The sequence below is a fragment of the Streptomyces sp. NPDC048434 genome, from assembly GCF_043200375.1.
Taxonomy (GTDB): Bacteria; Actinomycetota; Actinomycetes; order Streptomycetales; family Streptomycetaceae; genus Streptomyces.
Window position 1 is genome coordinate 1 of sequence record NZ_JBICXQ010000049.1, and the last position, 24,154, is coordinate 24,154.

Below are 24,154 nucleotides of genomic sequence, written 5' to 3' on the forward strand. Positions count from 1 at the left end.
ATGCTGTACTGCTGCCAGGTCCTCGCCGAGGTCGGCGACGATCCCCAGCCGTGGCTGGCCGAGGCGGCGCGGCACACCCACCTGCTGTCGCTCGGGCGCCCCGGGCGCGTCCTGCTCGGCCGGTCGGCGCAACGCCGCAACGTGCCGCTGCCGCGGGGCCGTTCGGCACGCGAGGGCCTGAGCGAGGCGGACGTACGGCTGATCGGCATGGTCAGCGAAGGCGCGACCAACCGGCAGATCGCGGCCCGCCTGGCGTGCAGCGAGAAGACGATCGAACAACGGCTGGCCCGGCTGTTCCAGCGCACCGGCAGACGCTCGCGGGTGGAGCTGGTGGCGGCCTGGCTGGACGGGAGCCTGGCCGGACTCGGCCCGGTGCCGGACGTCCTACCGGGCGGTGCGGCGGGACCGGGCGCGAGGCTCAGCCCGTCCGGCGGCTGAACGCGCAGGCAGAATCCGCTGTTTCCCGGGCCGCCGTGAAGGCTCACTGATGTCCGGCGGAGTCGGCGACCCTTCGGAGATGACGTTCCTGCTCGGCGGAATGGTCCCGGGCGTCGGACGCGGAGGAGGCCAGCTCGGGACGGCACACCGTTCGTCGCTGGCCTCCTCCGCCGTCGTCGACCGTCACCTACACCGAGGGCGGCCACCGGCTCGCGCTGGTCCAGGCCGACCTGGAGGTCCTCATGACGGCCGAGGTCGCGGCGGGCATCCTGCCGCCGACGCCGCCCCCTCTGCCGCGCTGCACCTGCCCGCCAACCGGGAACCCCGGCAACTGCGATCGCGTGCCCTTGGCAGGCAGTGTCACTCACCGATTTGGACAGTCGAGGGCAGAGGGGCGCGGGCCCGAAGGTGCACATGCGCCGCCGTCGGCCGCGCGCCAGAGTGAGAGAGGCGGCCTTCGAAGAAAGGCGGGCGGAACCGTGACCGACAGGGATGGACTGGACACGTACCGTGGCAAACGGCACTTCGACCGGACCCGCGAACCGCAGGGCGAGCAGTCCTCCTCCGGTGACATGCCGTGCTTCGTGGTGCAGATCCACGACGCCAGCACCCTGCACTTCGATTTCCGCCTGGAGGTCGACGGCGTGCTGAAGTCGTGGTCCGTGCCGAAGGGCCCGTCCACGGACCCGCAGGACAAGCGGCTGGCGATGCCCACCGAGGACCACCCGCTGGAATACCGGGAGTTCGAAGGAGTCATCGCGGAAGGGGAGTACGGAGCAGGCGCCGTGATCGTCTGGGACGAGGGCAGCTACCGCCCGCTCCCGGGGAAGAAGCGACGTGGCGGCACGTTCGGCGAGGCACTGGACAGCGGCCATGCGTCCTTCTGGCTCGAGGGCAGCAAGCTGCACGGCGGCTATGCGCTCACCCGGTTCCGCGGCGGCGGCTCAGGGGGGCGGGAGGCCTGGCTGCTGATCAAGGAGAGCGACGAGCGGGCCGGAGCGCGTGGCACCCCCGACGCCCGCCGGGCCCGGTCCGTCCGCACCGGCCGGACCCTGAAGCGCGTCGCCGAGGAGGAATCCGGGGGCGGAGGGGGCGGTGATGAGTGAGCCCGGTGAGCTGCTGGCGGCGCTGCCCCGGACGAACGCACGAGCGGGTTGACCCTCGCCAGCAGCCCCAGCGCGACCGGAACCCCGGCCTCCGCAACGCGGGCACAGCCGATTCCCGCACCCCGGTGGTGTCCTCGATGCGGGTACGCCGGTGCATGACCCAGTCGCCGACCGACGGTACGAACCACAGGGGCAGCACGCCGTACATCAAAAAGCGGCGGTTGGCGCTCTCCACATCCATGGCCCCGGCCGGCGCGGAAGTTCGGGCGGTCGGCGCCAGTTTCGCCAGGTGCGGGCGACGCGGCGCTGCGTCATGTCTCGTCCTCCAAGCGGATGACCTTTCTGAGGTCCTCGGCGGCTTGGCCGCCTTTCGCCCCGTGCTCTTCCAGCAGGGCGGCTGCCAAGGCGTCCAGCTTCCGCTGGATGGCGTGTTCCGCGCGCAGCTCGGAGTTCTTCAGCAGCGCCAGGAGCAGGAGGGTGACCGCGGTCATCACATCGCCGGCCAGCACCTGCCACTCGACCGACAGATGCGCGAGGTGGACGGCCACGAAGAAGGCCACCAGAGCTAGGCAGATGACGAAGAAGGCGGGGGAGCTGGTGAAGAGCGAAGCCTTCTCGGCGAACTCGGCGAATCGTCCCCGCTTCTCGCCGCCTCGGTCAGCGGGGTGGCGAACCGTCATGGCTGCCGCCATAGCCCTTCAGCTCATGCGGAGTACGCCGTTGCTCTGTTCGGGTGAGCTCCTCGGTCTCCTGGCTCTCCACGATGTCGCCGACCGGCCCGCCCTCCGGCAGGCGCGGCTGCTCCTCGGGACGGGGCGGACCGGGCTCACGGGCTTTGAGCCGCCGCCCCCATGCGAAGGCCGCGAGCAGCACGGCGACCAGGGCAACGCCCGCAATGACGAGCAATACACCGCTTGTCCCGTGGGGGGCGGCCAGTTGTCCGGGCAGGGGCAGATGGGATGAGGCCATGGTCATAGTCTCCATCCGGGCCGGTTACCCGACGAGGTGAAAGCTAGGCGTACCGGGCAGACCACCCCTTCCCAGCGGCGCCGGTCGTGCCGCATGGCCGAGCCACATCAGCCTGGCGTCCTGGCATCCTGGCGAGCGGCACGGCGCCGCCCAAGGCCAAGTCTCGGCCACCCGGCTGCGGTCTCGTGGCGGGGCACGCACCTGCGCCGAGTCCATCCGGACGGTGGTCGCGTCGTCGCCGACCGGTCGGCTCGGTTGGTCGGTTCTCCTGGGGTGGTGTGGGAGTGGGCCGGCGTACGCGAGCGCACTCCCTGTGGGCGACCGACCGGCCTGAGCGGTCGGTCGGTCGCCCACGGGAGGCGGTTGGCGCTTCCCCCGGTTACAGCGCCAACCAGACCGCCTCGTCCGCCCCCAGCCGGCCGTCCTCGATGTGACCGCTCGCCAGCAGCACCGAGTCGTGCTCCGGGAGCGCGTACGGTTCGGAGGAGAGGTTGACGACGCAGGCGAAGCCCGGCTCGCGGGTGAAGGCGAGCACTCCGGCCGGGGTGTCAAGCCAGGTCAGGCCGGAGTCGCCGAGCGCGGCATGGTCGCGGCGCAGGTGCAGGGCGCGGCGGTAGAGCTCCAGCATGGACGTCTCGTCGCCGGTCTGTGCCTCGACGCTGAGGGCGTGCCAGTACGTCGGCTGGGGCAGCCAGGGAGCCGCGGTGGCATCGTTGGGGCTGAACCCGAACGGTGCCTTCTGCCCGGCCCACGGGATCGGCACCCGGCAGCCGTCCCGGCCGTGGTCCGTGTGTCCCGAGCGCTCCCAGATGGGGTCCTGCAACACCTCCTCGGGCAGATCCTCGACTTCCGGGAGTCCGAGTTCCTCGCCCTGGTAGACGTACGCGCCGCCCGGGAGGGCGAGCATCAGCAGGGCGGCGGCGCGGGCGCGCCGGGTGCCGAGTTCGAGGTCGAGGGGGCCTTCGGGCCGGTAAGGCGTATTGGCGACCCACTTCTTGACCACCCTGCGGCCGAAGCGGCTGGGGTGGCGTACGACGTCGTGGTTGGAGAGCACCCAGGTGGCAGGGGCACCGACGGAGCCGAGGGTGTCGAGCGAACTGTCGATGACCTCGCGCAGCGCCGTGGGATCCCAACTGGTCATCAGGAAGTCGAAGTTGAAGGCCGTGTGCAGGCCGTCCTGCCGTACGTAGCGGGCGAGCCGCTCGGGGGTGGGCGCCCATGCCTCGGCGACGAACTTGCGGTCGCCGGGGAACTCGTCGGCCACCCGGCGCCACGCACGGTAGATCTCGTGCACCTCGTCGCGGTCCCAGTGCGGGTGGTCGACGGGCTCCTGGGCGCCAGCGTCCGGGAGGGGCGGCAGGTCGGGCAGGTCCGGGTGCTTGATCAGACCGTGTGCCACGTCGATCCGGAATCCGTCGACGCCCCGGCTGAACCAGAACCGCAGAATGTCCTCGAACTCGGCGCGTACCTCCGGGTTCTCCCAGTTGAGGTCCGGCTGCTCGGGGGCGAACAGATGCAGATACCACTGTCCGTCGGGCAGCCGCTCCCAGGCCGGGCCGCCGAAGACGGACTTCCAGTCGTTGGGCGGCTCGGCGCCGTCGGGGCCGCGTCCATCCCGGAAAATATAGCGCTCGCGCTCCGGGCTACCGGGCCCGGCAGCCAGCGCAGCCTGGAACCAGACGTGCTGGTCGGAGGTGTGGTTGGGCACGATGTCGGGGATGACGCGGAGGCCGTACTGATGCGCCTCCTTGATGAGCTCCTCGGCCTCCGCGACGCTGCCGAACAGCGGGTCGATCTCCCGGAAGTCCGCCACGTCATATCCGTGGTCGGCCATCGGCGACTTGTACCAGGGGTTGATCCAAATGGCGTCGACGCCAAGGGACTTGAGATAGGGCAGGCGCGAGCGGATGCCTGCGATGTCACCGATCCCGTCGCCGTTCGCGTCGGCGAAGCTGCGGATGTAGACCTGGTAGATGACGGCGCTGCGCCACCAGGGTGCGGTGCTGGACATGGTCGTGCGTACTCCTTGAACAACGGGGCGTGCGGTAAAAACGGGGCGTGCGGCAAAGGGGAAAGGGGGCTACTTCGCCGCGCCGGCGGTGAGGCCGGCGACGATCCGGCGCTGGAAGACCAGCACCATGATCACCAGCGGAATGGTGACGAGGACGCCGGCAGCCATCTGGCTGCCGAACGGCGTCTCGAACTGGGTGGCCCCGGAGAACTTGGAGATCGCCACGGGTGCGGTCTGCATCTCCGCTTTGTTCGTCATCGACAGGGCGATCAGGAACTCGTTCCAGGCCGCGATGAAGGTGATGATCGCGGTGGTGAAGATGCCGGGCGCGGCCAGCGGGATGATGACCTTGCGGAAGGCCTGGCCGCGGGTGCAGCCGTCGACCATGGCCGCATGCTCCAGCTCGTGGGGCATCTGCCGGAAGAACGCGGTGAGGTTCCACACCGCGAGCGGCAGGGTGAAGGACATGCTGGGCACGATCATCGACTGGTAGGTGTTGATCCAGCCGAAGTCGACGAACATCTTCAGCAGCGGGACCATGATCGACACTACCGGGAACATCGAGGTGGCGATGATCAGGGTGAGCACCAGCCGTTTGAGCCGGAACTCCAGCCGCGCCATCGCATAGGCGGTGAAGGTGGCGAGGATCAGCGCCAGGACGGTGGTGATGCCGGCCACGACCACGCTGTTGAGCAAGGCGCGGGTGAAGGACTCGGAGGGGTCGAGGACCGCGAGGTAGTTCTCGAACGAAATCCGGGTCGGGAACAGCGAGTTGTCGAAGATGTCGGACGTACGGCGCAGACTGGAAACCAGCATCCAGTAGAACGGTGCGAGGCAGTAGGCGACGACCGCCGCGACTCCCGCGTACAACAGCCACTTGCGCCAGTTCAGCGAGTTCGTCATGCCGCCACCTCCGTACGCCGGCGCGGCAGCCACCGGCTGCGCTTCGGGCCCGCGTCGTCGTCCCCGACGACATTGGCACCGAGCAGCCGGACGAAGGCCAGCGCTATCAGGAAGACATAGATGAAGAGGATCACCGCATAGGCCGCGGCGGGTCCGAACCGTACATTCGCGGCCTGGTCCTGGGCGAGCATCGACAGCGTCTCCACGGACGTCTTCTGCGCACCGATGAGGATGTACGGCAGGTCGAACATGCGCAGCGCGTCGAGCGTCCGGAAGAGCACGGCCACCAGCAGGGCGGGCTTCACCAGGGGCAGGGTGACGTGCCTGAACTGGCGCAGCGCACTCGCCCCGTCGATCCTGGCCGCTTCGTAGACCGATTTGTCGATCACCTGGAGACCCGCCAGCACCAGCAGACCGATGAACGGTGCGGTCTTCCATACGTCGGCGATGATGACCGCGACCTTGGCGTGGAAGCCCTCGGTCGTCCACAGCACATGCTGACCGGTGACGGCATTGGCGATGCCGTCACTGTTGAAGATCCAGCGCCACAGCAGACCGCTGACGGCGGTGGGTACGGCCCACGGCACCAGGATGCTGGCCCGGACCAGGGCACGGCCCTGAAAGGCGCGGTGCATGATCAGCGCCATCGCCACCCCGATCACGGTTTCCAGCGCGACCGTGGTGACGGTGAGAAAGGTGGTGTTCCAGAAGGCGTTCCAGAACCGGGCGCCTGCCTCCCCGAAGATCGCGGTGTAGTTCTCGGTTCCCACGAACGGATCGGTGTCCCGGACGAATCCGGTCTTCGGGTCGAGTCCCGGGGTGCCGAACAGCGAGTCCTTGAGGGCCACGATCGTCGGGTAGAGAACCACGATCATCAGCACCAGCAGCGTCGGGGAAATCAGCAGGGCCGCGAGCCGACCGGACCCTGAGGTCGCCTTGCGCTGTCGTCTCGGGGGCTTGGCCGGTACGGACAGCGGTGCCCGTGGCGCTGCCGTGGTGTGTGTTGTCGCCATGACGTACTCCTCGTTCGCTCAGTCCGCCGCGGGCTGCTGCTGAAGGGTCTTCTGAAGGTCCTTCAGCGCCTGCGCACTGCTCTTGCTGCCGGTCAGAGCGGCAAAGGCCTCCTGCTGGATCGCCGCGGTGACATCGCCGTACTGGAACACCCGGGGCCGCGGCACGGCGCGCAGGACCGACTTCTTGAGGGTCGGGAGGTACGGATACTGCTTGATCAACTTCGGGTCGTTGTAGAGCGCGTGGTAGGTCGGAGCGCCCGGTGCGCGGGACAGCGTGAACCGCTGGATCTCCTGGCTGGCGAAGAACTTCATGAAGTCGATCGCCGTGGCCTTGTTCTCGGCGGAGGCCGACAGGGCCATGTTGTGGCCGCCGAGGCTGGAGGTGCCGGGGCCGTCGAGGCCGGGCAGCGGCGCGGCGGAGAACTTGCCGGCGACCTTGCTGGAGCCGTCCTTCTTGGACGCCAGGGCATACATGTACGGCCAGTTCCGCAGGAAGACGAGCTTCCCGGACTGGAAGGCGCGCCGTCCGTCCTCCTCCAAGTAAGTGAGGGCGTCCTTGGGGATCGTGCCGTCCTTGAAGGAGTCGACCAGGAAGTCCAGGCCCTTCCTCGCCCGGGGGCTGTCCAGGTGCGGCCGGCCCTTGGCGTCGGTGACGACGCCGCCGGCGGAGTTCACGGCCTCGGCGACGTTGACCGTCAGGCCCTCGTACTTCTGGAACTGCCCGGCGTAACAGGACATGCCCTTCGCCTCGGGCAGCTTCTTCACCTTGGTGCAGTCCGCCTTCATCTCGGCCCAGGTGACCGGCGGCCGGGCGATACCGGCCTTCTTGAGCAGATCGGTGCGGTAGTAGAGCATCCCGCCGTCCGAACTCATCGGGACGGCGTACAGACCGTCGCGGTACTCTCCGGTCTTCACGATCGGCTTCAGCATCTGCCGCAGCGGGAAACGGTCCTCCGGCAGCCGGTCGACCCACCGGTGCGCGGCGAACTCCGAGGTCCACACGGCGTCGAGGGACAGCACCGTATAGGCATCGGATTTCGTCTGCGCGTTCTGGATCATCTGCTGACGCTGCGCGTCGGGGTCCGTCGGCAGCTGGATGAAGGTGACCTTTTCCTTCGGGTGCAGCTTGTTCCAGCGGTCGAGCACGTGCTGGATGACGCCACTGGTGTCCTTGCCGGCGACGTACGTGATGGGGCCGCGCCCTTCGAAGGAGGGCTTGCCGCCCGTGACGGTGCCGGAGCCGCTGCCGCCGCAGGCCGCGACGGACGCCAGCCCGGCGAGAGCCGCGCCCGCGCTCAGTGCTCTGGTGGTCCTGGTTTTCAACTCTGTCTCTCCTGGTCGAGCGGTATGGAATCTCTCCTGGCCGAGTGGGACGAAGCGGTCTGCCGGTCACCACGGCAGCGGACGTCCGGGCGGGCGGCATCGTTGGAATGTGACGGGATGCAAGAGGGCCATGAAGGCATGGCGAATTTGTCGCGATTGCGCTGCCATCCCCACTGATCGCGACAAAGTCGCAGGTCAAAGCATCGGAGGTTCGCTCCGCCTGAATTGCTTCAACCACTTCATGACAGCGCTTTCAAGCTAGGCAGCCGCACAAGGGAAGTCAATGCGTTACGTCGCGGTAATCCGCGGGTCATTCGGGTGCACCATGCAGCCTTTACAGGGGAGATGGCGTGACAGGTCAACGCGCACGGGCATGACAGCGCTGTCATATCGCCCTCGTGAAGGTGTGCTCGCTGTGCTACCGTCCGCTCATGCCTCCAGCTCAACGGCACCCCACGATGGCCGATGTCGCCGAGCGGGCCGGGGTCTCCACCTCCACCGTTTCGCGCACGCTGCGCGGTCTGTCGACGGTCTCGCCGCAAGTCCGTGCGCGCGTCGAGCAGGCGGCCCGTGAGCTGAATTTCGCGGTCTCCCGGCAGGCCGCCAGCCTCGTCACCGGCAAAACCGGCGTGGTCGCGGTGCTCACTCCGACACTCACGTCCTGGTTCATCGGCTCGGCGGTCTCCACACTCGGGCCGCGGCTGCGCGCGGCGGGCATGGACCTGCTCGTCTACGTCACCTCGGAGATGAGCGAGCGCGCCGACTTCTTCGAGCGGCTGCCGGCCCGACGGAACGCCGATGCGCTGCTGGTCTTCTGCTTCGACCTCACCGAGGAGGAGACCGCGCGGCTCGACGACCTCCAGATGCCGGTGATCTACGTCAGCCAGCACGCCGAGGGCAGCCCGAGCGTGTATGTCGACGATGTGGCCGGGGCACGCCGCGGCACCCAGCATCTGCTCAATCTCGGACACCGCCGTATCGCCTTCGTCCAGTCGGTCGGCGCCAGCGGATTCGCCTTCAGCTCCAACGAACGGCTCATCGGCTACCAGCAGGCGCTCACCGAGGCGGGTGTCCCCCTGGACGACGATCTCGTGGTCGCCGCCCCCGTCGCCGACAAGCGCAGCATCGTGGAAGCCGTCGGTGAGCTGCTCAGCCTGCGGGATGCGCCCACCGCGATCTTCGCCGAACAGGACGAGCTCGCCGCCTCCGTCATCTGGACGCTGCGCAAGGCCCGTATCGACGTCCCGGAACGGATGTCCGTCCTCGGCTTTGACGACCACCCGATCGCCGAGTGGTCCGACCTCACCACGATCGCCCAGTCCCCCGAGGACATCGGCCGCGCCGCCGGCGAACTGGCCCGCTCCCTCCTCAACGACCCGGACGCCGACCCGGCGCGGCACATCGTCCTGCCCACCCAGCTGATCCCCCGGGGCAGTACGGTCCCGCTGCCGGGCGGCGGGGAGACGGGCGGCGGCGCGGGAGAGCCCGGGGCTTAGGCCGTGTCCTGGTGCCGCATCAGTCAATGTGTGTCCCTTGGTCTTGCCGGCGACAGTGGCTGCCGATTGGGGCCGAAGCGGTACCCCGAACCCTGGTACCCGAGATCGCCGGTACCGGGAGACGGGAGTCATGGTTCGGGACCGCGAAGTCCGTTAACACCGTTGCCTGTTCCGGGAGTTGTGGACGGCATGCGACAGGACGAGTTCTGGGACGTGGCAGCCGCCCAGGGCTATGAGACGCCCAGCACAGGCATGTTCGTGCCAGAGATTCTGGAGCCGACTTCGGACCGTCGCGCCGAACTCGCGCACGGGGGAGGGGCGCTCAAGTTCGCCGTCGGTACCGGCCGCGTACTGTCCCGCTCGCACAGCGAGGAGTGCGGGCCACCGGCATCGAGGTGCCGCCGGCCGATGATCGACCTCACCGTCGTGCGGGTGCGCGGACCCAACTCCGCCTGCCCGTAAGGGCAAAGCCATGCGAGAACACGGCCGTGTCAACTGCCGGGTGATTCATCTGAGCGAACGCGCTCCACAATCAGGCAGGCCTCGACGCATCGGCCGTTGTCGTGCCGACGGGTCTCCACCGTGGTCGCGAGCAGGCTGACGATGTGCATGCCACGACCGTGTTCGTCCGGATCGTGATCGGCGGAAGGCTGCTGGTGGGGGCACGCGCCTCCGTGGTCGTCGACGGCGATGCGGAGCAGCCCCGGGTCAAGGATGAGCTGCAGCGTCATGTCGCTGGACCCGTGCCGGGCCGCGTTGGCGGCCAGTTCTCCCGCGACGAGCATCGCGTTGTCGTGCTCGTCACTGGACAGGCGCCATTGGGTGACCGTGGTGGAGGCGAAACGGCGGGCGCTGCCCACCCACTCCTCCTGTGCGGGCACAGCGATGAGGGCCCGCCGCTGCGTGGGCCGCGGTGTGACGGCCGCGAAGGGGAGGCGGTTGAAGTGGGCGGATGAGCGAGGCGCGGTGTGCGGGGGCGCTGCGAGTGTGGGCATGGGTGTCGTGCCTGACGTTCGGATAGACGGCGAGGGGCTTGCCTGCGGTGCGGCCGCCGTCGGGCTGTGGTCATCGGACGGCGATCTCGGCCCATGTGGGTGCCTGCCGGGTGTGGCTCTGGCTCGACCTGGTGGTGATCAAGGTTTGAGCGCAGGGCTCTCACTTCTGGGGTCGGACAACGCTTGCTGGCAATGCGAGCAAAATGCGTATTTATTTGGCTTCTCCTTCAGGTTGCGCCCCGGCTTTGGGAGAAGTCAAGACAGCGCTGCCAAGATTTTTTTCTCAAGTCCTCGCGTACGCTCACGACAGCATCGGTGCAGCTAGATGGCGTATGTGCCGCTCATTCGTCGACTGCATCCAGACGGTGCATCCCGCAAAGATGGTCTCGTGAGACCTGCAAAGACAGCGTTCTCGTGATTGCTTTGCATGAGTCTCTGAATTTAACTCTGCGTTGGGCGGCCGTCTCTTCACGTGACAGTCCTCGGGTGTGGGAAGCCTGACGGCCGAGCGGAATGGCCCTCGGGCTGGGCGTTCCGGCATGGCATTCGACAGGGGTCGCGGTGATCGGTGCGGCGGGCGCCACGGGGGTCTGGCAAATGGGCCGGCGTGCTACGTTCGATCTATGGCCGGAGATCAGCGCCAGGCCACGTTGATGGATGTGGCGCGCAGGGCCGGGGTCTCGACATCGACGGTTTCGCGGGCCCTTCGCGGAGTGCCGACGGTGTCCCCGGAGGCCCGGATCCGCGTGGAACGGGCAGCCCGGGAGCTGTCGTTTGCCCTCTCCCGTAGTGCGTCGAGTCTCGTCACGGGCAAGACCCGCCGGGTCGCTGTATTGACTCCCGGCCTCCCGCGCGCCCCGTGGTTCCTCGGCACCTGCCTTACCGGCATGGCGGGAGGGCTGCGCGAAGCCGGCCTGGATCTGCTGGTCTACGCCATCACCGATACGACCGAGCGGGCTGCCTTCTTCGAGCGGCTGCCGGCCCGGCGCAACGCCGACGCCGTGATGGTGGTCTCCTTCATCCTCACCGAGGAGGAGCGGGAGCGGCTCGATGAACTCGGCGTACCCGTGGTGTACGTCAGCCAGCACGCCCCTGACAGGGCCAGCGTCTACATCGATGACGTCGCGGGCGCCCGCCAGGGCATGCAGTACCTGCTGAACCTCGGGCACCGGCGCATCACCTATCTTCAGTCTGCCGCCGCGGACTCCTTCGTCTGGAGCGCGTATGACCGGCTGGTCGGCTACCGCGAGGCCCTGGAGGAAGCCGGATTGCCCTATGACGACAGTCTTGTGGTGCGCGCCGAATACAGCCGTAGCGGCATCCGGGAGGCGGTCGGCTCGCTGTTGAGCTTGCCGCAGATGCCCACCGCTCTCTTCGTGGAATCCGACGACATGGCCTTTGAAGTGATGAGCATCCTGCGGTCCTGCGGCATCGACGTACCCGGGCGGATGTCCGTCCTCGGCTTCGACGACCACCCCCTGGCAGAATCTCTCGACCTGTCCACCGTCGCCCAGTCCGCTTGGCGCACGGGATGCATCGCCGCCGAGCTTGTCTCATCGGTCCTCACGGATCCGAGCAGCGACCCAACCCGGCACATCGTGCTCCCCACCCATCTGATCCCCCGAGGGAGCACGGCCCCGCCGCCAACGGACCACCAGGCGGAGACTCCTGCCGTGGCTCAGCAGGAACCACCGTCACCAGGCCGTACGGTAAACGGCTCCTGAAGCCCCGTCACTGTGCCCTCGGACGCGGGCGCCGCCAGCCGCTACGCAGGCGCTCCGCGAAGTGACGGATCGGGGCTTGGCGCGCGGCGCGATCTCCGCACTCCGGCCGCACGGGCGCTGCGGTCTGTGGGGACGCCCCATCGCCCATCGGCCGACCGCGGAACGGCGTGCCTCTGCCCTGATCCGGTAGCAAGGCACCTTCGGTTGCAGCCCCGACCACGCGAGCACGAGGCATGGCTCGGTGGGTACGCCTGGCTGCGTGCCCCTCCCTCGGGACACGCAGCCAGGTGCTTGCTGGAGGGGCGAGTACTGCCTACCGTCCAGATGTGACAAAACAGACTAATGTGTCGTAGTGGCTCGCCGGGCCGAGGGGTCGGCGTCGAAGGGGCGTACCGTGAGCGGCTTCCGCTTCCGGCGGCGAACAGCTGTGGCGGCGCTCCTGCTGGCCGTTGCGTGCGGTGGACCTGCGCCATCGGGCCGGACCGTGATCAACTGGTACACCTTTCCTGATGACTCCGGAGCTCTCCAACAGGCCGCCACCAACTGCAGCCGAGGGTCGCACGGCCGCTATGTGATCGACTATCACAAGTTGCCGCGTGCCGCTGACCGGCAACGTGAGCAGTTGGTACGCAGACTTGCCGCCCACGACCCCACGTTGGACATTCTCGGTCTCGACGTGACGTGGGCGCCGGAATTCGCCGAAGCCCGCTGGGTACTGCCGTGGTCCGGCGAAGTGCGGCAGCAGGCCGTCCAGGACACCTTGCCGGTGTCGCTGCGCACCGGGACCTGGCGGGGCCGTCTGTACGCCGTCCCGTCCAACGCCAACACCCAGCTGCTGTGGTACCGCACGGACCTGGTCCCCAAGCCTCCCGCGACCTGGGCGCAGATGCTGGCGATGGCTCGCCGTCTCGCGCAGCGGCACAAGCCCCACTACGTGGAAATTCAGGGCGGCCGGTACGAAGGCTTGACCATCTGGTTCAACACCTTGGTGACGAGCGCCGGGGGATCGGTGCTGAAACCCGATGCGTCCGCGCCCGTCCTCGGCGCGCCGGTGCTGACCGCGACCCGCATCATGCGTGAACTCGCGACCTCCCCGGCCGCGGATCCGTCCCTGGCCAACCAGATGGAGGACCAGAACCGGCTCGCCATGGAGAACGGCACCGCCGCCTTCGAACTCAACTGGCCGTACGTGTATCCAGCGATGAAGGCCGACAACCCGTCCCTGTTCCGGCGTTTCAAGTGGGCACCGTACCCAAGGGTGTTCCCGGGCCGGCCCGCGCACACCACCATCGGCGGTAACGACCTGGCCGTGAGCGCCTCCTCACCGCATCCCGAGGCCGCCTTCCAGGCAGCGCTCTGCCTGCGCGACCGCGCCAACCAGAAGATGGCCGCGGTCCGGGGCGGACTACCGCCCACCTTAAGGAGTTTGTACTCCGACCCGGCGGTCATCGCCGGCTTCCCGTTCGCCCACGAGGTACTGTCCGCCCTGGAATCGGCCGGCCTACGACCGCAGACTCCGGCCTACCAGAACGTCTCGATCGCGATCTCCCACACGCTCTCGCCCCCGGCCGAGATCCATCCGGTAAGCGCGGTCCGCCGTCTGAGGTTCCAGATCTCGGACGCCCTGCACTCCAGGGGGCTGATCCCTTGAGCAGACGCAAACAGTCGCATACCCGACGCGTCGGGTCCCTGGGGGCTCGGCAGGAACAGCGGCTGGCCTGGCTGCTGTGCGCGCCGGCGGTCCTCGTCCTCCTCGCCGTGACCGCCTACCCCATCGGATACAGTGCCTACCTGTCCCTGCAACGCTACGATCTGCGGTTCCCGAGGCTGGCACACTTCATCGGCTTCAGCAACTACACAGCGGTGCTCTCCTCCCCCTTCTGGTGGCAGGCGCTCTGGGTGACCACGCTGATCACCGTCGTGTCCGTCGCGGTCGAACTCGTCCTGGGCATGCTGCTCGCCCTGGTCATACACCGGACGATCGTCGGCCGAGATGCGGTGCGCACGCTGGTTCTGATCCCGTACGGCATCGTCACCGTGGTCGCGGCCTTCTCCTGGCAGTACGCCTGGACCCCGGGCACCGGATACCTGGCAAACCTGCTGCCCGCGGGCAGCGCGCCGCTGACCCACCACTGGCAGTCCCTCGCGCTGATCATCCTGGCGGAAGTGTGGAAGACCACCCCGTTCATGGCCTTGCTGCTGCTCTCCGGGCTCGCCCTGGTGCCCGAAGAGCTGCTGCGGGCGTCGCTGGTCGACGGCGCCACGACCTGGCAGCGCTTCATCATGGTGACCCTGCCGCTCATGAAGCCGGCCATCCTGGTGGCTGTGCTGTTCCGTACCCTGGACGCGTTCCGGATCTTCGACAACATCTACGTGCTGACCTCGGGATCGAACGGAACCGGCTCGGTGTCGATCCTCGGATACGACAACCTTTTCACGGCCCTGAACCTCGGCATTGGGTCAGCGGTTTCGATCCTGATCTTCATCTGTGTCGCTGTCATCGCCTTCGTCTTCATCGCTCTGTTCGGCACTGCCGCACCCGACAGGGAGGGACCACGCTGATGGCCACGGCCCGTCGCGCGCGACTCACCGGCTGGAGCCTCGCGAACCTCGTGGTCCTGCTCTACGCTCTGATTCCGGTCTGCTGGCTGGTCTCACTGTCGTTCAAGGACCCCGCAGCGCTCTCGGACGGCTCGTTCCTCCCGAAGAAGTGGTCGCTCGCCAACTACCGTGGCATCTTCGCGACCGCCGAATTCACCCGCGCGCTCATCAACTCGATCGGCATCGCACTGATCACCACCGTGATCGCGGTCGTACTGGGCATGATGGCCGCGTACGCCGTGGCGAGGATGCGCTTCGCCGGCAAGCGCCTCCTGCTGGGCTTCTCGCTGCTGACGGTGATGTTCCCGCAGATCTCCCTGGTCGCACCGCTGTTCAACGTCGAGCGGCTGCTTGGAATCTTCGACACCTGGCCAGGACTGATCGTCCCCTACATGACCTTCTCGCTGCCGCTGTCGATCTACATGCTCGCGGTGTTCTTCCGTGAGGTCCCCTGGGACCTGGAGAAGGCCGCGAAGGTCGACGGTGCCTCCCCGGCCCAGACGCTCCGGCTCGTCATCGCCCCCTTGGCGGCTCCCGGCATCGTCACCACGGCCATCCTCGTCTTCATCGTCGCCTGGAACGACTTCCTCTTCGCCATCTCGCTGACCGCCACCACCCGAGCCCGAACCGTCCCGGCCGCCATCGCGTTCTTCACCGGCAGCTCGCTCTTCGAGCAGCCGACCGGATCGATCAGCGCCGCGGCCGTGGTGATCACCGTTCCGATCATCGTGTTCGTGCTGATCTCCCAGCGCCGGATCGTCTCCGGACTCACCGCCGGGGCCGTCAAGGGATGAACGGGCCGACGACCCGCGCGACGACTACGACGACCCGGCGCCCCCGGACACCGAGGACCGGCAGGTCAAGGACCGACACTTGAGGAGGCACCACCATGGCCCGCATCACGCTGGAGGGGCTCACCAAGCGCTACCCCGGCGGCGCATACGCAGTGCGGGACGTCGATCTCGACATCGCGGACGGCGAGTTCGTGACCCTCATCGGCCCGTCCGGGTGCGGAAAGACGACAGCCTTGAACATGATCGCCGGACTGGAGGACATCACCTCCGGCACGGTGCGCATCAACGGGGGCATCGTCAACGACAGCCCGCCCAAGGACCGCAATATCGCGATGGTCTTCCAAAACTACGCTCTCTACCCGCACATGACCGCACGTAAGAACATGGGATTCCCGCTGCGCCTGGCCAAGGAGGACAAGGCCGCGATCAACGCCAAGGTCGAGGAGGCCGCACGCATTCTCGACCTGACCGGGCACCTGGACCGCAAGCCCGCTCACCTCTCCGGCGGCCAACGGCAGAGGGTGGCGATGGGACGTGCGATCGTGCGCAACCCCAGAGCTTTCCTCATGGACGAGCCGCTCTCCAACCTTGACGCGAAACTCCGTGTCCAGATGCGGGTCCAGATCGCCCGGCTTCAACGCCGACTGGGCACCACCACCGTCTACGTCACCCACGACCAGAGCGAAGCCATGACCCTCGGCGACCGCGTCGTGGTGCTGCGAGACGGGATCGTCCAGCAGATCGACACACCACAGCACCTCTACGACCACCCCCAAAACCTGTTCGTTGCGGGCTTCATCGGCGCACCCCCGATGAACTTTCTCCCCGCCGTACTCGAAGAGGACACACTGCGCACCGCGCTCGGAGCGCTGCCCCTGGACGACCGGAAGCGGCAGGACCTGGAACGCCGTAACGCGCCGCGGAAGCTGATCGTCGGCCTGCGCCCCGAGGACTTCGAGGACGCCGCACTGACCGGCGAACGGCGAGCTACCGGCGTGACCTTCACCGCCACGATCGACGTGCTGGAACCCCTGGGTTCCGACGTGTACGCGTACTTCACCACGGAACGCAGCCCCTCCACCGCCGAACTACGGGCGCTCACAACGGAAGCCGAACCCGCTACGGCAGGCCAACGCCCCGAGCCGATGGTCACCCGACTCAACCCGGCCACCCACGCTCGCGAAGGCCGGCCACTCCAACTGTGGCTCGACACCACCAAAATCCGCGTCTTCGACCCCACCACCGGAATCCACTTGACCCGGCCGGGCAGGTGACCCCGCGCCCTTCGCCGCCTTCCCCCCAGCAGGGAGTCCGCAGTCCTGAAGGGGGGCCGGATCGAAACGCTCGTAGCAGTCCTGGACCTCGACGAAGAACACTCGCCGGCGCCTACCGCATGTTGCGCGGCGATCACGGCGAGGGCGCCTCCGGGCCACAGCGCGTCGACGGCGTCGACCATCCGCACCGCCGGATCGATCCACTGGAACGCCGTCGCTCGCCGAGACGACCGCGTCGAACGCGCACCAGCGATCCAGTTGATTTACTCAATCAACTACATTACCTTGGTGTCATGCGACCAAGCAGAGATGACGTGGCACGGCTGGCGTTCGCGGTGAACACGGTGGCTGCCGGTGTGGAGCGGGCCCGGCGCAGGATTCCGGACGCAGCGTCCCTCGCCGTCCTCCAGGTGCTCGGCTGGGCGGAGCGAGAGGTCCCGGACAAGGCGGTGCGCCCGTCCGACATCGCCTCCGCCCTGGAGGTGCACCGATCGGCCGTTACCCACCAACTACGGACGCTTCAGCAGGCCGGCCACGTGACACTGACGACGGACCCGGCGGACCGCCGCTCCAGCTTTGTCGCGCTCACCGAATCCGGGCGGCACGCGCTCGACCGGCTGACCGAGCAGGGCCTCGACCGCTTCACGGCCTTCCTCGCCGACTGGGACGCCGCGGACGTGCGAACCCTGGCCGACCTGCTGACCAGATTCGAGGAGTCCAAGGCGAAGGTGGGCAATCCACACCTGGACCGGTGACCACTCGACGGAGCGCACGACCAGGTGCACCACCACAGGGGATCGCATGACACTTCGAGTACTGATCGCCGGTGCGGGGGTGGGCGGCCTCGCCCTCGCCCAGGCGCTGCGCCAAGCCGATCTGGCCGTGACGGTCTTCGAGCGGACGCCGACGGTACGGGCCGACCGGCGGGGATACCGGATCAACATCAACCGCGTGGGCGGCGACGCCCTCGCCGCCTGCCTTCCGAACGAACTGTTCCGGTTGTACCTGGCCACCTCCAACGACGAGGCGCGGGCCCGGGTCGCCGTCTTCAACCACCACATGCACCCGCTGTACGCGACCGACGTCGGCGTCGACGGCACTGCCGTCCCTCGGGACCACACCGGGGTCAACCGACTGACGCTACGCCAGATCATGCTGGCCGGCCTGGAACGGGAAGTGCGCTTCGGACAGGAGGTGGTCGGCTTCGAGCAGACCCCCGACCGGGTGCGGGTCCTCCTCGCCGACGGCTCGACCGCCGAGGGCGACCTGCTGGTCGGAGCCGACGGCGTGGGCTCGGCCGTGCGCGCCGGCCTGCTGCCCCAGGTACGGACCCGCGACACCGGCGTCCGCTGCCTGTGGGGGAGAACCACACTGCGCGCAGCGCTGCGCGACCGGCTGCCCGCGCCACTGTTCGACCGGGTCGCGGTGGCGGTCGCCCGCAAGGCCGCATCGGGATCTGGGGGGCCTACCGAACCCGTCAACCGCACTTGGAAGCCGCCGCCGCGGTGACGCCGCCGGTGTCACTGGACCCAGAGCCCGACTACCTGATGTGGGTACTCAGCGGAGAACCGTTCGTCAGCGAAGAGCAGTGGCGTACCGCGTCGCCGGCCGAGCTGCACCGGTACGCGGTCGCCGCGACCACCGGATGGCACCCCGGGCTGCACCAGGCGGTGCGAGAGGCCGAACCGGAAGACTGCTTCGTCCAGAAAGTACGCGTCGCCGACCGGCCGCCCACCTGGCCGGCCGGGTCACCCTGCTCGGCGACGCGATACACCCGATGTCGCCGGCCGGCGGCACCGGCGCCAACACCGCGCTGCGCGACGCAGCCGTGCTCGCGGACAAGCTCACCGCCGTCCGGCGTCCCGCTGGGCCGGTATCGGCGGTGGCCGCGTACGAGACCGAGATGCGCCGGTACGGCTTCGCCGCCGTAGCGGAGTCGCTGCGCTACGGCGAGCGGTTCGCCCAGGCGATTCGCCATGCCGGAAAGGAGAACCATCGATGATCAGGACCCTGCGGGCCCTGCTGCCCACCCTGTCCGACCTGATCGTTCCGACCGTCGTCTACTACCTGCTGCACTGGCTCGGCGTCGCCGACGTGCCCGCCCTGATCACCGCCTGCGCGGCCACCGCAGGGTACACCGTTCCACGCATGATTCGCGGCCGGCGAGTGGACGTGCTCGGCCTGCTCGTCATCGCCGAACTGACGGCGACAGTCGTGTTGCTGGCCGTCTCCGGTGACGCCCGGCTGGCACTGCTGCGTCCCACCGTCTACCTCACCGTCGCCGCCGCCGTCTTCCTGCTCTCCTGCTGGCGCGGTCGCCCCCTCACCTACACCGGAGCCACGCCGATGGCCACCAAGGGCGAAGCGGAGCGGGCCGCGGCGTACGAGCGCAGTTGGCACAACTCCCCGCAGATGCGGGCCATCCACCGCCGGCTCACCGCCGGGATCGCCGCCGCGATGTTCGGCTACGCCATGCTGAACGTGGTGATCGTCTACTCGTATCCGGTGAGCCAGGCCGACGGCTTGCAGAAGGTGCCGGGGATCGCTCTGATCCTCGCGGTCTTGGTGATGCTCCGGTCACGCATACCGCGCCTGTCCCGCATCGTCGACGCCGAACAGCAGCGGTCCACCGATACGTCCCAGTCATCCACGGCTTACGGCGGCAAGTTGGCGCGCTGACACCGACGAGCAAACCCCCGGCCCGACTCGAACGGGCCGAGCGGCTTGGCGCCAAGACGCACGTGGTCAGAGGGGCTGGAGCCGGGTGTGCAGGAGGCAGAATTCGTTGCCTTCCGGGTCGGCCAGGCAGTGCCAGTTCTCGGTGCCGGTCTGGCCGACGTCGACGGGCCTGGCGCCGAGAGCGAGCAGCCGCTCCAGCTCGGCGTCCTGGTCGCGGTCGGTGGCGTTGACGTCGATGTGCAGTGGGAGCTTCCCGGTCCGCGGGTCGCTGCTGGGGCTGAGGACGAGGGTGGGCTGCGGGCCGCCGAAGCCGGCGTCGGGCGGCCCGATCTCGATGCTTCCGTCGTCCTCCCGGCCGAGTTCGACGTAGCCGAGGACCTTGCTCCAGAACGCGGCGAGCCGGTCGGGGTTGACGCAGTCGATGACCAGTTCACTGATGCGGCATGCCATGCCGTCAGTGTACGTAGACACCCGGAGAGTCGATCGTCGGCCGAGTGCTGGAGGGCGACACAGGCAACGCGATCGCGTTGTGCTGGACGACCCGAAGGAAACGGCCTGGTTGCCTTCGCCGCTGGGCCGCCGACGGCGCAGTTCATCCAGCGTGGTGCCGTCGGAGCGGTGCCAGAGCGTCCAGCCGTTGATGACATTGCCTGTCACCGTCTCCGCGGCCTTCGAGGGGGAGGAGAAGGGCGAGGCACGACCGTCGACGATCAGCCGGCAGTCAGTCACCACGGCGCGTCCGGACCGATTGGCACGACGCTGATGGAAGGTCAGCACTATGCCGGTCGCCAGCAGCCCCACGCGCAGCAGCTCGGCGAGAGGGACCTGCGGGATGGCGGGTTGAGCGGCACCGTTCTGCCGGTTGTCGTCCCCACGCCGGCGGCGTCCGCGTCAGGAGAAGTCGGCGCGCTGCACCCGTGCCTGCGAACCGTCGGCGCCGCCATCCGCCGAGCACGCGACGCGCAATCCGTGTCCCGGGACGACTGCACCGTGGACGCGGAAGCCCGCGGTCCGCCGGACCGTGCACCTGCGCGAGTTCGGTCATGCTGCGCGTGGCTGCCGAGGCGTCGTGTTGAGTGCTCTCGTCGAATTGACTGACTCCGCGTCGCTGGTGAGTAGTGCCCCCTGTCAGTCTTCCGTGGGGCTGGCCGGGACTGACGTCGAGTGAGTTTGGTGAGCCGACATGACCTGCAGCACGGGGCGAACAAGATCTGCGCACTGAAAGATCAGGCGTAGATCGTCGATCTCAGCTGCGCAGAAATTGTCCAGTGGACAGGACAGGGCCCTGGACACTGAACTCATTTCTCTCGTCCGCCACAGCTGTGACGGTGCGGCGGTTGCATGACGGCTCTGTTCTCGGATAGCTATCGTCAGGTGGAATGTGGCGCTGTGTAATTGCATCGCTACTTGTCGAATCCGGGCCGGCACGCGACAGTGTGCAGAGTCGTGCAGTCAGCCGACGCAGGTAGTCAAGGGGGGTCTTGTGATGCACGCGCACCAAGAGATGATTCGGCCGGTGACAACTACACGGCGACGATCAGTGACGGTGGCGGCTGCGCTCGCCGCAGCCAGTGCTTTGGGGCTGGCGACCGCGGCACCGGCGAGCGCCGAGGTCAAGTCCACTTGCGGCACCTACATCTGCGTGGCTACTGCCTATCAGGGGCGCGACTACGTCCAGGACATCACCGTCACGACGAGGGACGGGCTGCCGGGGACGTTGCGCGCCTTCGTGGGCGATTACCGGAACAGCAAGGCCGGCGTGTCGCGGTGGCGGTTCGTCGTCAACCGCGAGATCAGGGCGTATCCGCGATTGGCCATCTGTGGTGGCCTGGACCGCAGTGGCAGGGTCATTGAGAACCACTGCGTACTGATCCCCTGACCGCTCGCGGTCTTGGTCAGCTCACCTTCCGTGATACGCGCACGCTGAGTGACGGCTGCCCCTCGGACTGTCCGTCGGGAAGTTGCCCAACGCCTGTCCGGGTTCATGCTGTGGCAGTCGGCGTGGTCGGAGTCCTACTTCTGTGATGCGCCCTGGCCGGCCTTCACGCGCAGCCACGGCCAGGTAGGGCTCGCAGTGGGGGGATGCATGAGTTCGCCGACGCCTCGGTGACACGTGGGCCTTAACCTCCCACTGGCCTATGTATCTACATCGGTGGCGGTGTAGATGTCTGGGTCGGTGGAGAGGTGTCCATTGCCGGGGGTGAGGATGCCGTGCAGCCGGTTCAGGGGTGTGTAGAGGGGTCGGCTGTCGGGTTCGATGCCGTCCTCGTCGGGAAACTCGAAGAGCCGGTCGAAGAGCACGGTGACGAACGGCCATGCCCCGGGGATTTCCATCGAATCGGGGTGGTACTGCCACACGGTGCCGAAGTGCCGGTTGTGGACTTCCCCGACGTACCACGAGGCGGTCTGGAGGAAGTCGCCCCCTTCGTCCTGGTGGGCCTGCTCGGTGGTGCCGTAGCGGTCGCGGATCAGGTTTTCGAGGCGGGCGAGCGAGTCGAGGCTGAAGTCCCATGTGCCGGGGGCCTGTTCGGCCCAGCCGGGGAACTTGGAGCGCTGGACGGTCAGCCAGGCGTTCAGGACCCAGTTGTCGGACCTGAGCTGGTCGAGCTGGCGCAGTTCCTCGTACTCGTACTCGTCGTCGTCGATGTCCATACCTGTGAACCTATCGGCCGGCCGTGTCACTGTCCGTCACGACAACAGGACTCGTTTCCAGGCGAGTTGGAAGCCGGCCCGTTGGCGTTCGAGCAACGTGATCCGATTGACGTGGCCTTCGACCACGCCTGAGGGCCAGGGCAAGGTCAAGCCGGCGAGCACTGCGTCACGGTCGTGGTCGATGCCCGCCGTGGGGGTGTGGAAGCTTGGCAGGTCGCCTGGCGGATGGCGTCGAGCCACTGGGGGAGCCGTTTGCCCTGGCGATCGGTGAGAGTGCGGGCGAAGGGCCGGACGTGGCCGGTGAGGGCGTCAAGGATCCGCTGGCGCTGGCAGTGACGGGCAGTTCGGGAGGCACCTGGATGCCGTGAGCAATACGAACTGCTCCTGGCGGATGCGCCAGCCAGGTCACAGGCCGAATGCGCCGCCTTCGACGAGGATGAGCAGGCCGATGGCGATGAGGACCAGCGGCAGCAGGATGTGGCCCCAGCGGGCGAGGGCCTTGGCGATCACCGGACGGGTGGCGAAGTACCGGCCTGCGAAGCACCACACCGCCACCAGCGCGAGGAACACCACGGCGTACACGCTCATCCCGCCGACGCCGGCGGTGGCGAAGACGGGAACGTAGACGCCGATATTGTCGCTGCCATTGGCGAAGGTGACCGCGGCGACCTCCAGCGGGCTGGGCCCACCCGCCTTGGCCTGGGCCTTCTCCTCGTCCCCGCCGCCGTCGCGGTGGTTCTTCCACGCCTGCCACGCGGCCTTGAGGCCCAGGGCGAGCGGCAGCAGACCGAGGTAGGGGACGGCGGACTCGGGCAGGAACGTAGCGCCGAACGCGGCGGCCACCGCCACAGCGAGGATCGCAGCGAAGCCCAGGTACTGGCCAAGCACGATGCGGCGCGTGGAACCGCGGTGCCCAGCGCCCTGGGCGAAGAACAGCGCCAGGATCAGGATGTCGTCGATGTTGGTGACGGCGAACAGCCCGGCCGCCTGCCCGATGATGCCCAGGTTCACGAGTAGGCGCTCTCCTGTCGGTAGTGTGATGTCCTTGGTGACGCTACCGGGAGCCCGTATCAGGCCTGCGCGCGGGGACGAGGGTCAGTGCCGGCCACCATGCTGTCCTTCTCGTGAATATCGAACTCGACGCCGTCTGGGGTGCCTCCCAAAGGAAAGCCCTGCTGCGCCGCCACCGGCCGTCACAGCGGCTCCCGAACCGTCGGCGTAGCGCAGAGAGCCAAGGCGGCCGTCGTCCATCACCCGCCGAGCTTGGCAGCCCGCTGAGCCTGACGGATCACGGTGGGAGCGAGTTGGCGGGTTTGACGGTGCATGGCAGGGTCACGGCATGCAGTTGTGGACAGCGCAGCACCGTGCCGTCGTCGGGGTACTGGAGGAGACAGGTCGACTGGTCGGTGAGTGGGACCGTGTGGAGCCGTCACTGTGGCCCGTCTACCTGTATTGCCCACGAGCGTTGTTGACAATGCTCAGGGGTTCGCTTCGTCCGGTTTTCGGGAGCTTGCCCGAGGGTGATGTTGCGGCGTGACGCGGGTCCTGCCCTTTGGTCCTGCGCTACATCGCTGCGGGGTGGTTCAGTCGTGTGCGCGGGCACTCGTGTCATCGTCGCTGCGGTGGGTCTGCCGGGCGGACCAGGCGCTGGCGTCCTGGCTGTAGCGGATGAGGAACTGGGCGAACTGCATGCGCTCGGTCGGCTCCCATGCAGCGGTGATGTGCTCAAAGGTCTCGCGCTGCTCGGAGGCGAAGCGGCGGCGCTCGGTTTGGCCGGCCTGAGTGAGTTCAAGGACGGTGCGGCGGCCGTCTGCCTGGGATGCGGATCGCCGCAGCAGTCCGTCGGCGATGCAGGCGGCAATGGTGCGGCTGGCGACGGGCTGGGTGACGCCCATCTCGGCGGCGATGCCGCCGACCGTCATCTCGCCGGGCGCGTCCGCGACCACGTTCAGGACGAGGTTGCGGGTCAGATCCCTGCGTCCGCCCGAGGTGCGCCGCCGCAGCCGCGACAGGGCAGGTCCGACCTGATCGAAGAGGCCCTTGCCGGTCTCCCGGGGCGTTGACGAGCTGCTCATGCCGCCCATCCTAGGGAGTTTTGGTCGACATTCATAACCATTCCGTTATGCATGTGCATAGCTTTAGGTATATATTGAGATGGAGGGTCGTACTCCAGGAT

The 24,154-nt window shown here is 68.0% G+C and carries 26 protein-coding genes and 2 pseudogenes; 16 read left to right on the top strand and 12 right to left on the bottom strand.

Features of this window, described 5'->3' with window-relative positions:
- Window positions 1-438: helix-turn-helix transcriptional regulator (locus tag ACGFWI_RS36980; protein WP_393910465.1), on the top strand; the 438-nt coding region annotated here is incomplete at its 5' end.
- Between the two features lie 479 nt (window positions 439-917).
- Window positions 918-1,544, top strand: a complete 627-nt coding sequence (locus tag ACGFWI_RS36985; RefSeq protein WP_393910466.1) for a DNA polymerase ligase N-terminal domain-containing protein — start codon at window positions 918-920, stop codon at window positions 1,542-1,544.
- Window positions 1,545-1,855: 311 nt separating this feature from the next.
- Here ACGFWI_RS36985 and ACGFWI_RS36990 read toward each other — a convergent pair whose 3' ends face one another.
- From ACGFWI_RS36990 to ACGFWI_RS37015, 6 genes are all read right to left on the bottom strand, one after another.
- On the bottom strand, window positions 1,856-2,224 hold the full coding sequence (locus ACGFWI_RS36990) for a low affinity iron permease family protein (protein WP_393910467.1): 369 nt from the start codon (window positions 2,222-2,224) through the stop codon (window positions 1,856-1,858).
- Complete coding sequence (locus tag ACGFWI_RS36995) at window positions 2,202-2,513, bottom strand: DUF6479 family protein (RefSeq protein WP_393910468.1); 312 nt, start codon at window positions 2,511-2,513, stop codon at window positions 2,202-2,204. The genes ACGFWI_RS36990 and ACGFWI_RS36995 overlap by 23 nt, the downstream gene beginning before the upstream one ends.
- A gap of 379 nt (window positions 2,514-2,892) precedes the next feature.
- A complete protein-coding gene (locus ACGFWI_RS37000; protein WP_393910469.1) occupies window positions 2,893-4,524 on the bottom strand; it encodes a glycoside hydrolase family 13 protein in 1,632 nt (543 codons plus the stop codon).
- A 69-nt stretch (window positions 4,525-4,593) separates the two neighbouring features.
- Entirely contained in the window at window positions 4,594-5,427 is an 834-nt protein-coding gene (locus tag ACGFWI_RS37005; protein WP_393910470.1) for a carbohydrate ABC transporter permease, read from the bottom strand.
- Entirely contained in the window at window positions 5,424-6,440 is a 1,017-nt protein-coding gene (locus ACGFWI_RS37010; RefSeq protein WP_393910471.1) for a carbohydrate ABC transporter permease, read from the bottom strand. The genes ACGFWI_RS37005 and ACGFWI_RS37010 overlap by 4 nt, the downstream gene beginning before the upstream one ends.
- A gap of 18 nt (window positions 6,441-6,458) precedes the next feature.
- Entirely contained in the window at window positions 6,459-7,763 is a 1,305-nt protein-coding gene (locus ACGFWI_RS37015; protein ID WP_393910472.1) for an ABC transporter substrate-binding protein, read from the bottom strand.
- 431 nt (window positions 7,764-8,194) lie between these two features.
- Between ACGFWI_RS37015 and ACGFWI_RS37020 the strand changes: the two genes are divergently transcribed.
- Both ACGFWI_RS37020 and ACGFWI_RS37025 read left to right on the top strand, forming a co-directional pair.
- The gene (locus ACGFWI_RS37020) at window positions 8,195-9,259 is read left to right on the top strand and encodes a LacI family DNA-binding transcriptional regulator (protein ID WP_393910473.1); all 1,065 of its coding nucleotides are present in this window, start codon (window positions 8,195-8,197) and stop codon (window positions 9,257-9,259) included.
- A 189-nt stretch (window positions 9,260-9,448) separates the two neighbouring features.
- Window positions 9,449-9,721, top strand: a complete 273-nt coding sequence (locus ACGFWI_RS37025) for a hypothetical protein (protein ID WP_393910474.1) — start codon at window positions 9,449-9,451, stop codon at window positions 9,719-9,721.
- A gap of 29 nt (window positions 9,722-9,750) precedes the next feature.
- Here ACGFWI_RS37025 and ACGFWI_RS37030 read toward each other — a convergent pair whose 3' ends face one another.
- Complete coding sequence (locus ACGFWI_RS37030; RefSeq protein WP_393910475.1) at window positions 9,751-10,254, bottom strand: ATP-binding protein; 504 nt, start codon at window positions 10,252-10,254, stop codon at window positions 9,751-9,753.
- A 653-nt stretch (window positions 10,255-10,907) separates the two neighbouring features.
- On the opposite strand from ACGFWI_RS37030, the gene ACGFWI_RS37035 reads away from it, so the two are divergent.
- The 9 genes from ACGFWI_RS37035 (at window position 10,908) to ACGFWI_RS37075 (ending at window position 19,326) form a co-directional block, all read left to right on the top strand.
- Complete coding sequence (locus ACGFWI_RS37035) at window positions 10,908-11,978, top strand: LacI family DNA-binding transcriptional regulator (RefSeq protein ID WP_393910493.1); 1,071 nt, start codon at window positions 10,908-10,910, stop codon at window positions 11,976-11,978.
- Window positions 11,979-12,372: 394 nt separating this feature from the next.
- Window positions 12,373-13,629 (top strand): ABC transporter substrate-binding protein, encoded by a 1,257-nt coding sequence (locus ACGFWI_RS37040; protein WP_393910476.1) that lies wholly within the window; start codon window positions 12,373-12,375, stop codon window positions 13,627-13,629.
- On the top strand, window positions 13,626-14,540 hold the full coding sequence (locus ACGFWI_RS37045) for a carbohydrate ABC transporter permease (protein ID WP_393910477.1): 915 nt from the start codon (window positions 13,626-13,628) through the stop codon (window positions 14,538-14,540). Before ACGFWI_RS37040 ends, ACGFWI_RS37045 begins: the two co-directional genes overlap by 4 nt.
- Entirely contained in the window at window positions 14,540-15,373 is an 834-nt protein-coding gene (locus ACGFWI_RS37050; RefSeq protein ID WP_393910478.1) for a carbohydrate ABC transporter permease, read from the top strand. The genes ACGFWI_RS37045 and ACGFWI_RS37050 overlap by 1 nt, the downstream gene beginning before the upstream one ends.
- 95 nt (window positions 15,374-15,468) lie before the next feature.
- Window positions 15,469-16,647: an ABC transporter ATP-binding protein gene (locus tag ACGFWI_RS37055; RefSeq protein ID WP_393910479.1), complete on the top strand. Its 1,179-nt coding sequence runs from the start codon at window positions 15,469-15,471 to the stop codon at window positions 16,645-16,647.
- A gap of 293 nt (window positions 16,648-16,940) precedes the next feature.
- Window positions 16,941-17,402 carry a MarR family winged helix-turn-helix transcriptional regulator gene (locus ACGFWI_RS37060; RefSeq protein WP_393910480.1) on the top strand — a complete coding sequence of 154 codons (462 nt, stop codon included), beginning with the start codon at window positions 16,941-16,943 and terminating at the stop codon, window positions 17,400-17,402.
- Between the two features lie 46 nt (window positions 17,403-17,448).
- Entirely contained in the window at window positions 17,449-18,156 is a 708-nt protein-coding gene (locus ACGFWI_RS37065; RefSeq protein ID WP_393910481.1) for an FAD-dependent oxidoreductase, read from the top strand.
- Window positions 18,157-18,292: 136 nt separating this feature from the next.
- Entirely contained in the window at window positions 18,293-18,649 is a 357-nt protein-coding gene (locus ACGFWI_RS37070; protein ID WP_393910482.1) for an FAD-dependent oxidoreductase, read from the top strand.
- On the top strand, window positions 18,646-19,326 hold the full coding sequence (locus ACGFWI_RS37075; RefSeq protein WP_393910483.1) for a VC0807 family protein: 681 nt from the start codon (window positions 18,646-18,648) through the stop codon (window positions 19,324-19,326). Before ACGFWI_RS37070 ends, ACGFWI_RS37075 begins: the two co-directional genes overlap by 4 nt.
- A 66-nt stretch (window positions 19,327-19,392) precedes the next feature.
- Here ACGFWI_RS37075 and ACGFWI_RS37080 read toward each other — a convergent pair whose 3' ends face one another.
- Window positions 19,393-19,776 (bottom strand): VOC family protein, encoded by a 384-nt coding sequence (locus tag ACGFWI_RS37080; RefSeq protein WP_393910484.1) that lies wholly within the window; start codon window positions 19,774-19,776, stop codon window positions 19,393-19,395.
- Between the two features lie 141 nt (window positions 19,777-19,917).
- A pseudogene (locus ACGFWI_RS37085) lies at window positions 19,918-20,181 on the bottom strand (DUF4357 domain-containing protein); the annotation flags it as partial.
- A 661-nt stretch (window positions 20,182-20,842) separates the two neighbouring features.
- Between ACGFWI_RS37085 and ACGFWI_RS37090 the strand changes: the two are divergent.
- Complete coding sequence (locus tag ACGFWI_RS37090; protein WP_393910485.1) at window positions 20,843-21,205, top strand: hypothetical protein; 363 nt, start codon at window positions 20,843-20,845, stop codon at window positions 21,203-21,205.
- A gap of 81 nt (window positions 21,206-21,286) precedes the next feature.
- Window positions 21,287-21,436, top strand: a pseudogene (locus tag ACGFWI_RS37095) (undecaprenyl diphosphate synthase family protein); the annotation flags it as partial.
- Between the two features lie 26 nt (window positions 21,437-21,462).
- On the opposite strand, the gene ACGFWI_RS37100 reads toward ACGFWI_RS37095, so the two are convergent.
- On the bottom strand, window positions 21,463-21,978 hold the full coding sequence (locus ACGFWI_RS37100) for a hypothetical protein (RefSeq protein WP_393910486.1): 516 nt from the start codon (window positions 21,976-21,978) through the stop codon (window positions 21,463-21,465).
- A gap of 206 nt (window positions 21,979-22,184) precedes the next feature.
- Here ACGFWI_RS37100 and ACGFWI_RS37105 point away from each other — a divergent pair, with 206 nt between their 5' ends.
- Window positions 22,185-22,346 (top strand): hypothetical protein, encoded by a 162-nt coding sequence (locus ACGFWI_RS37105; protein WP_393910487.1) that lies wholly within the window; start codon window positions 22,185-22,187, stop codon window positions 22,344-22,346.
- 37 nt (window positions 22,347-22,383) lie between these two features.
- Here ACGFWI_RS37105 and ACGFWI_RS37110 read toward each other — a convergent pair whose 3' ends face one another.
- Together ACGFWI_RS37110 and ACGFWI_RS37115 are read right to left on the bottom strand one after the other, a co-directional pair.
- On the bottom strand, window positions 22,384-22,989 hold the full coding sequence (locus ACGFWI_RS37110; protein ID WP_393910488.1) for a cadmium resistance transporter: 606 nt from the start codon (window positions 22,987-22,989) through the stop codon (window positions 22,384-22,386).
- Between the two features lie 572 nt (window positions 22,990-23,561).
- Window positions 23,562-24,053, bottom strand: a complete 492-nt coding sequence (locus ACGFWI_RS37115) for a MarR family winged helix-turn-helix transcriptional regulator (RefSeq protein ID WP_217128979.1) — start codon at window positions 24,051-24,053, stop codon at window positions 23,562-23,564.
- Window positions 24,054-24,154 lie beyond the last annotated feature (101 nt).

Coding starts and splice junctions, on each gene's coding strand:
- ACGFWI_RS37005 (WP_393910470.1), bottom strand. CDS start 5,427: ATGACGAACTCGCTGAACTGGCGCAAGTGGCTGTTGTACGCGGGAGTC.
- ACGFWI_RS37055 (WP_393910479.1), top strand. CDS start 15,469: ATGGCCCGCATCACGCTGGAGGGGCTCACCAAGCGCTACCCCGGCGGC.
- ACGFWI_RS37075 (WP_393910483.1), top strand. CDS start 18,646: ATGATCAGGACCCTGCGGGCCCTGCTGCCCACCCTGTCCGACCTGATC.
- ACGFWI_RS37100 (WP_393910486.1), bottom strand. CDS start 21,978: ATGGACATCGACGACGACGAGTACGAGTACGAGGAACTGCGCCAGCTC.
- ACGFWI_RS37025 (WP_393910474.1), top strand. CDS start 9,449: ATGCGACAGGACGAGTTCTGGGACGTGGCAGCCGCCCAGGGCTATGAG.
- ACGFWI_RS37070 (WP_393910482.1), top strand. CDS start 18,293: ATGGCACCCCGGGCTGCACCAGGCGGTGCGAGAGGCCGAACCGGAAGA.
- ACGFWI_RS37065 (WP_393910481.1), top strand. CDS start 17,449: ATGACACTTCGAGTACTGATCGCCGGTGCGGGGGTGGGCGGCCTCGCC.
- ACGFWI_RS37010 (WP_393910471.1), bottom strand. CDS start 6,440: ATGGCGACAACACACACCACGGCAGCGCCACGGGCACCGCTGTCCGTA.
- ACGFWI_RS37000 (WP_393910469.1), bottom strand. CDS start 4,524: ATGTCCAGCACCGCACCCTGGTGGCGCAGCGCCGTCATCTACCAGGTC.
- ACGFWI_RS37035 (WP_393910493.1), top strand. CDS start 10,908: ATGGATGTGGCGCGCAGGGCCGGGGTCTCGACATCGACGGTTTCGCGG.
- ACGFWI_RS36995 (WP_393910468.1), bottom strand. CDS start 2,513: ATGGCCTCATCCCATCTGCCCCTGCCCGGACAACTGGCCGCCCCCCAC.
- ACGFWI_RS36990 (WP_393910467.1), bottom strand. CDS start 2,224: ATGACGGTTCGCCACCCCGCTGACCGAGGCGGCGAGAAGCGGGGACGA.
- ACGFWI_RS37115 (WP_217128979.1), bottom strand. CDS start 24,053: ATGAGCAGCTCGTCAACGCCCCGGGAGACCGGCAAGGGCCTCTTCGAT.
- ACGFWI_RS37030 (WP_393910475.1), bottom strand. CDS start 10,254: ATGCCCACACTCGCAGCGCCCCCGCACACCGCGCCTCGCTCATCCGCC.
- ACGFWI_RS37050 (WP_393910478.1), top strand. CDS start 14,540: ATGGCCACGGCCCGTCGCGCGCGACTCACCGGCTGGAGCCTCGCGAAC.
- ACGFWI_RS37020 (WP_393910473.1), top strand. CDS start 8,195: ATGCCTCCAGCTCAACGGCACCCCACGATGGCCGATGTCGCCGAGCGG.
- ACGFWI_RS37080 (WP_393910484.1), bottom strand. CDS start 19,776: ATGGCATGCCGCATCAGTGAACTGGTCATCGACTGCGTCAACCCCGAC.
- ACGFWI_RS37060 (WP_393910480.1), top strand. CDS start 16,941: ATGCGACCAAGCAGAGATGACGTGGCACGGCTGGCGTTCGCGGTGAAC.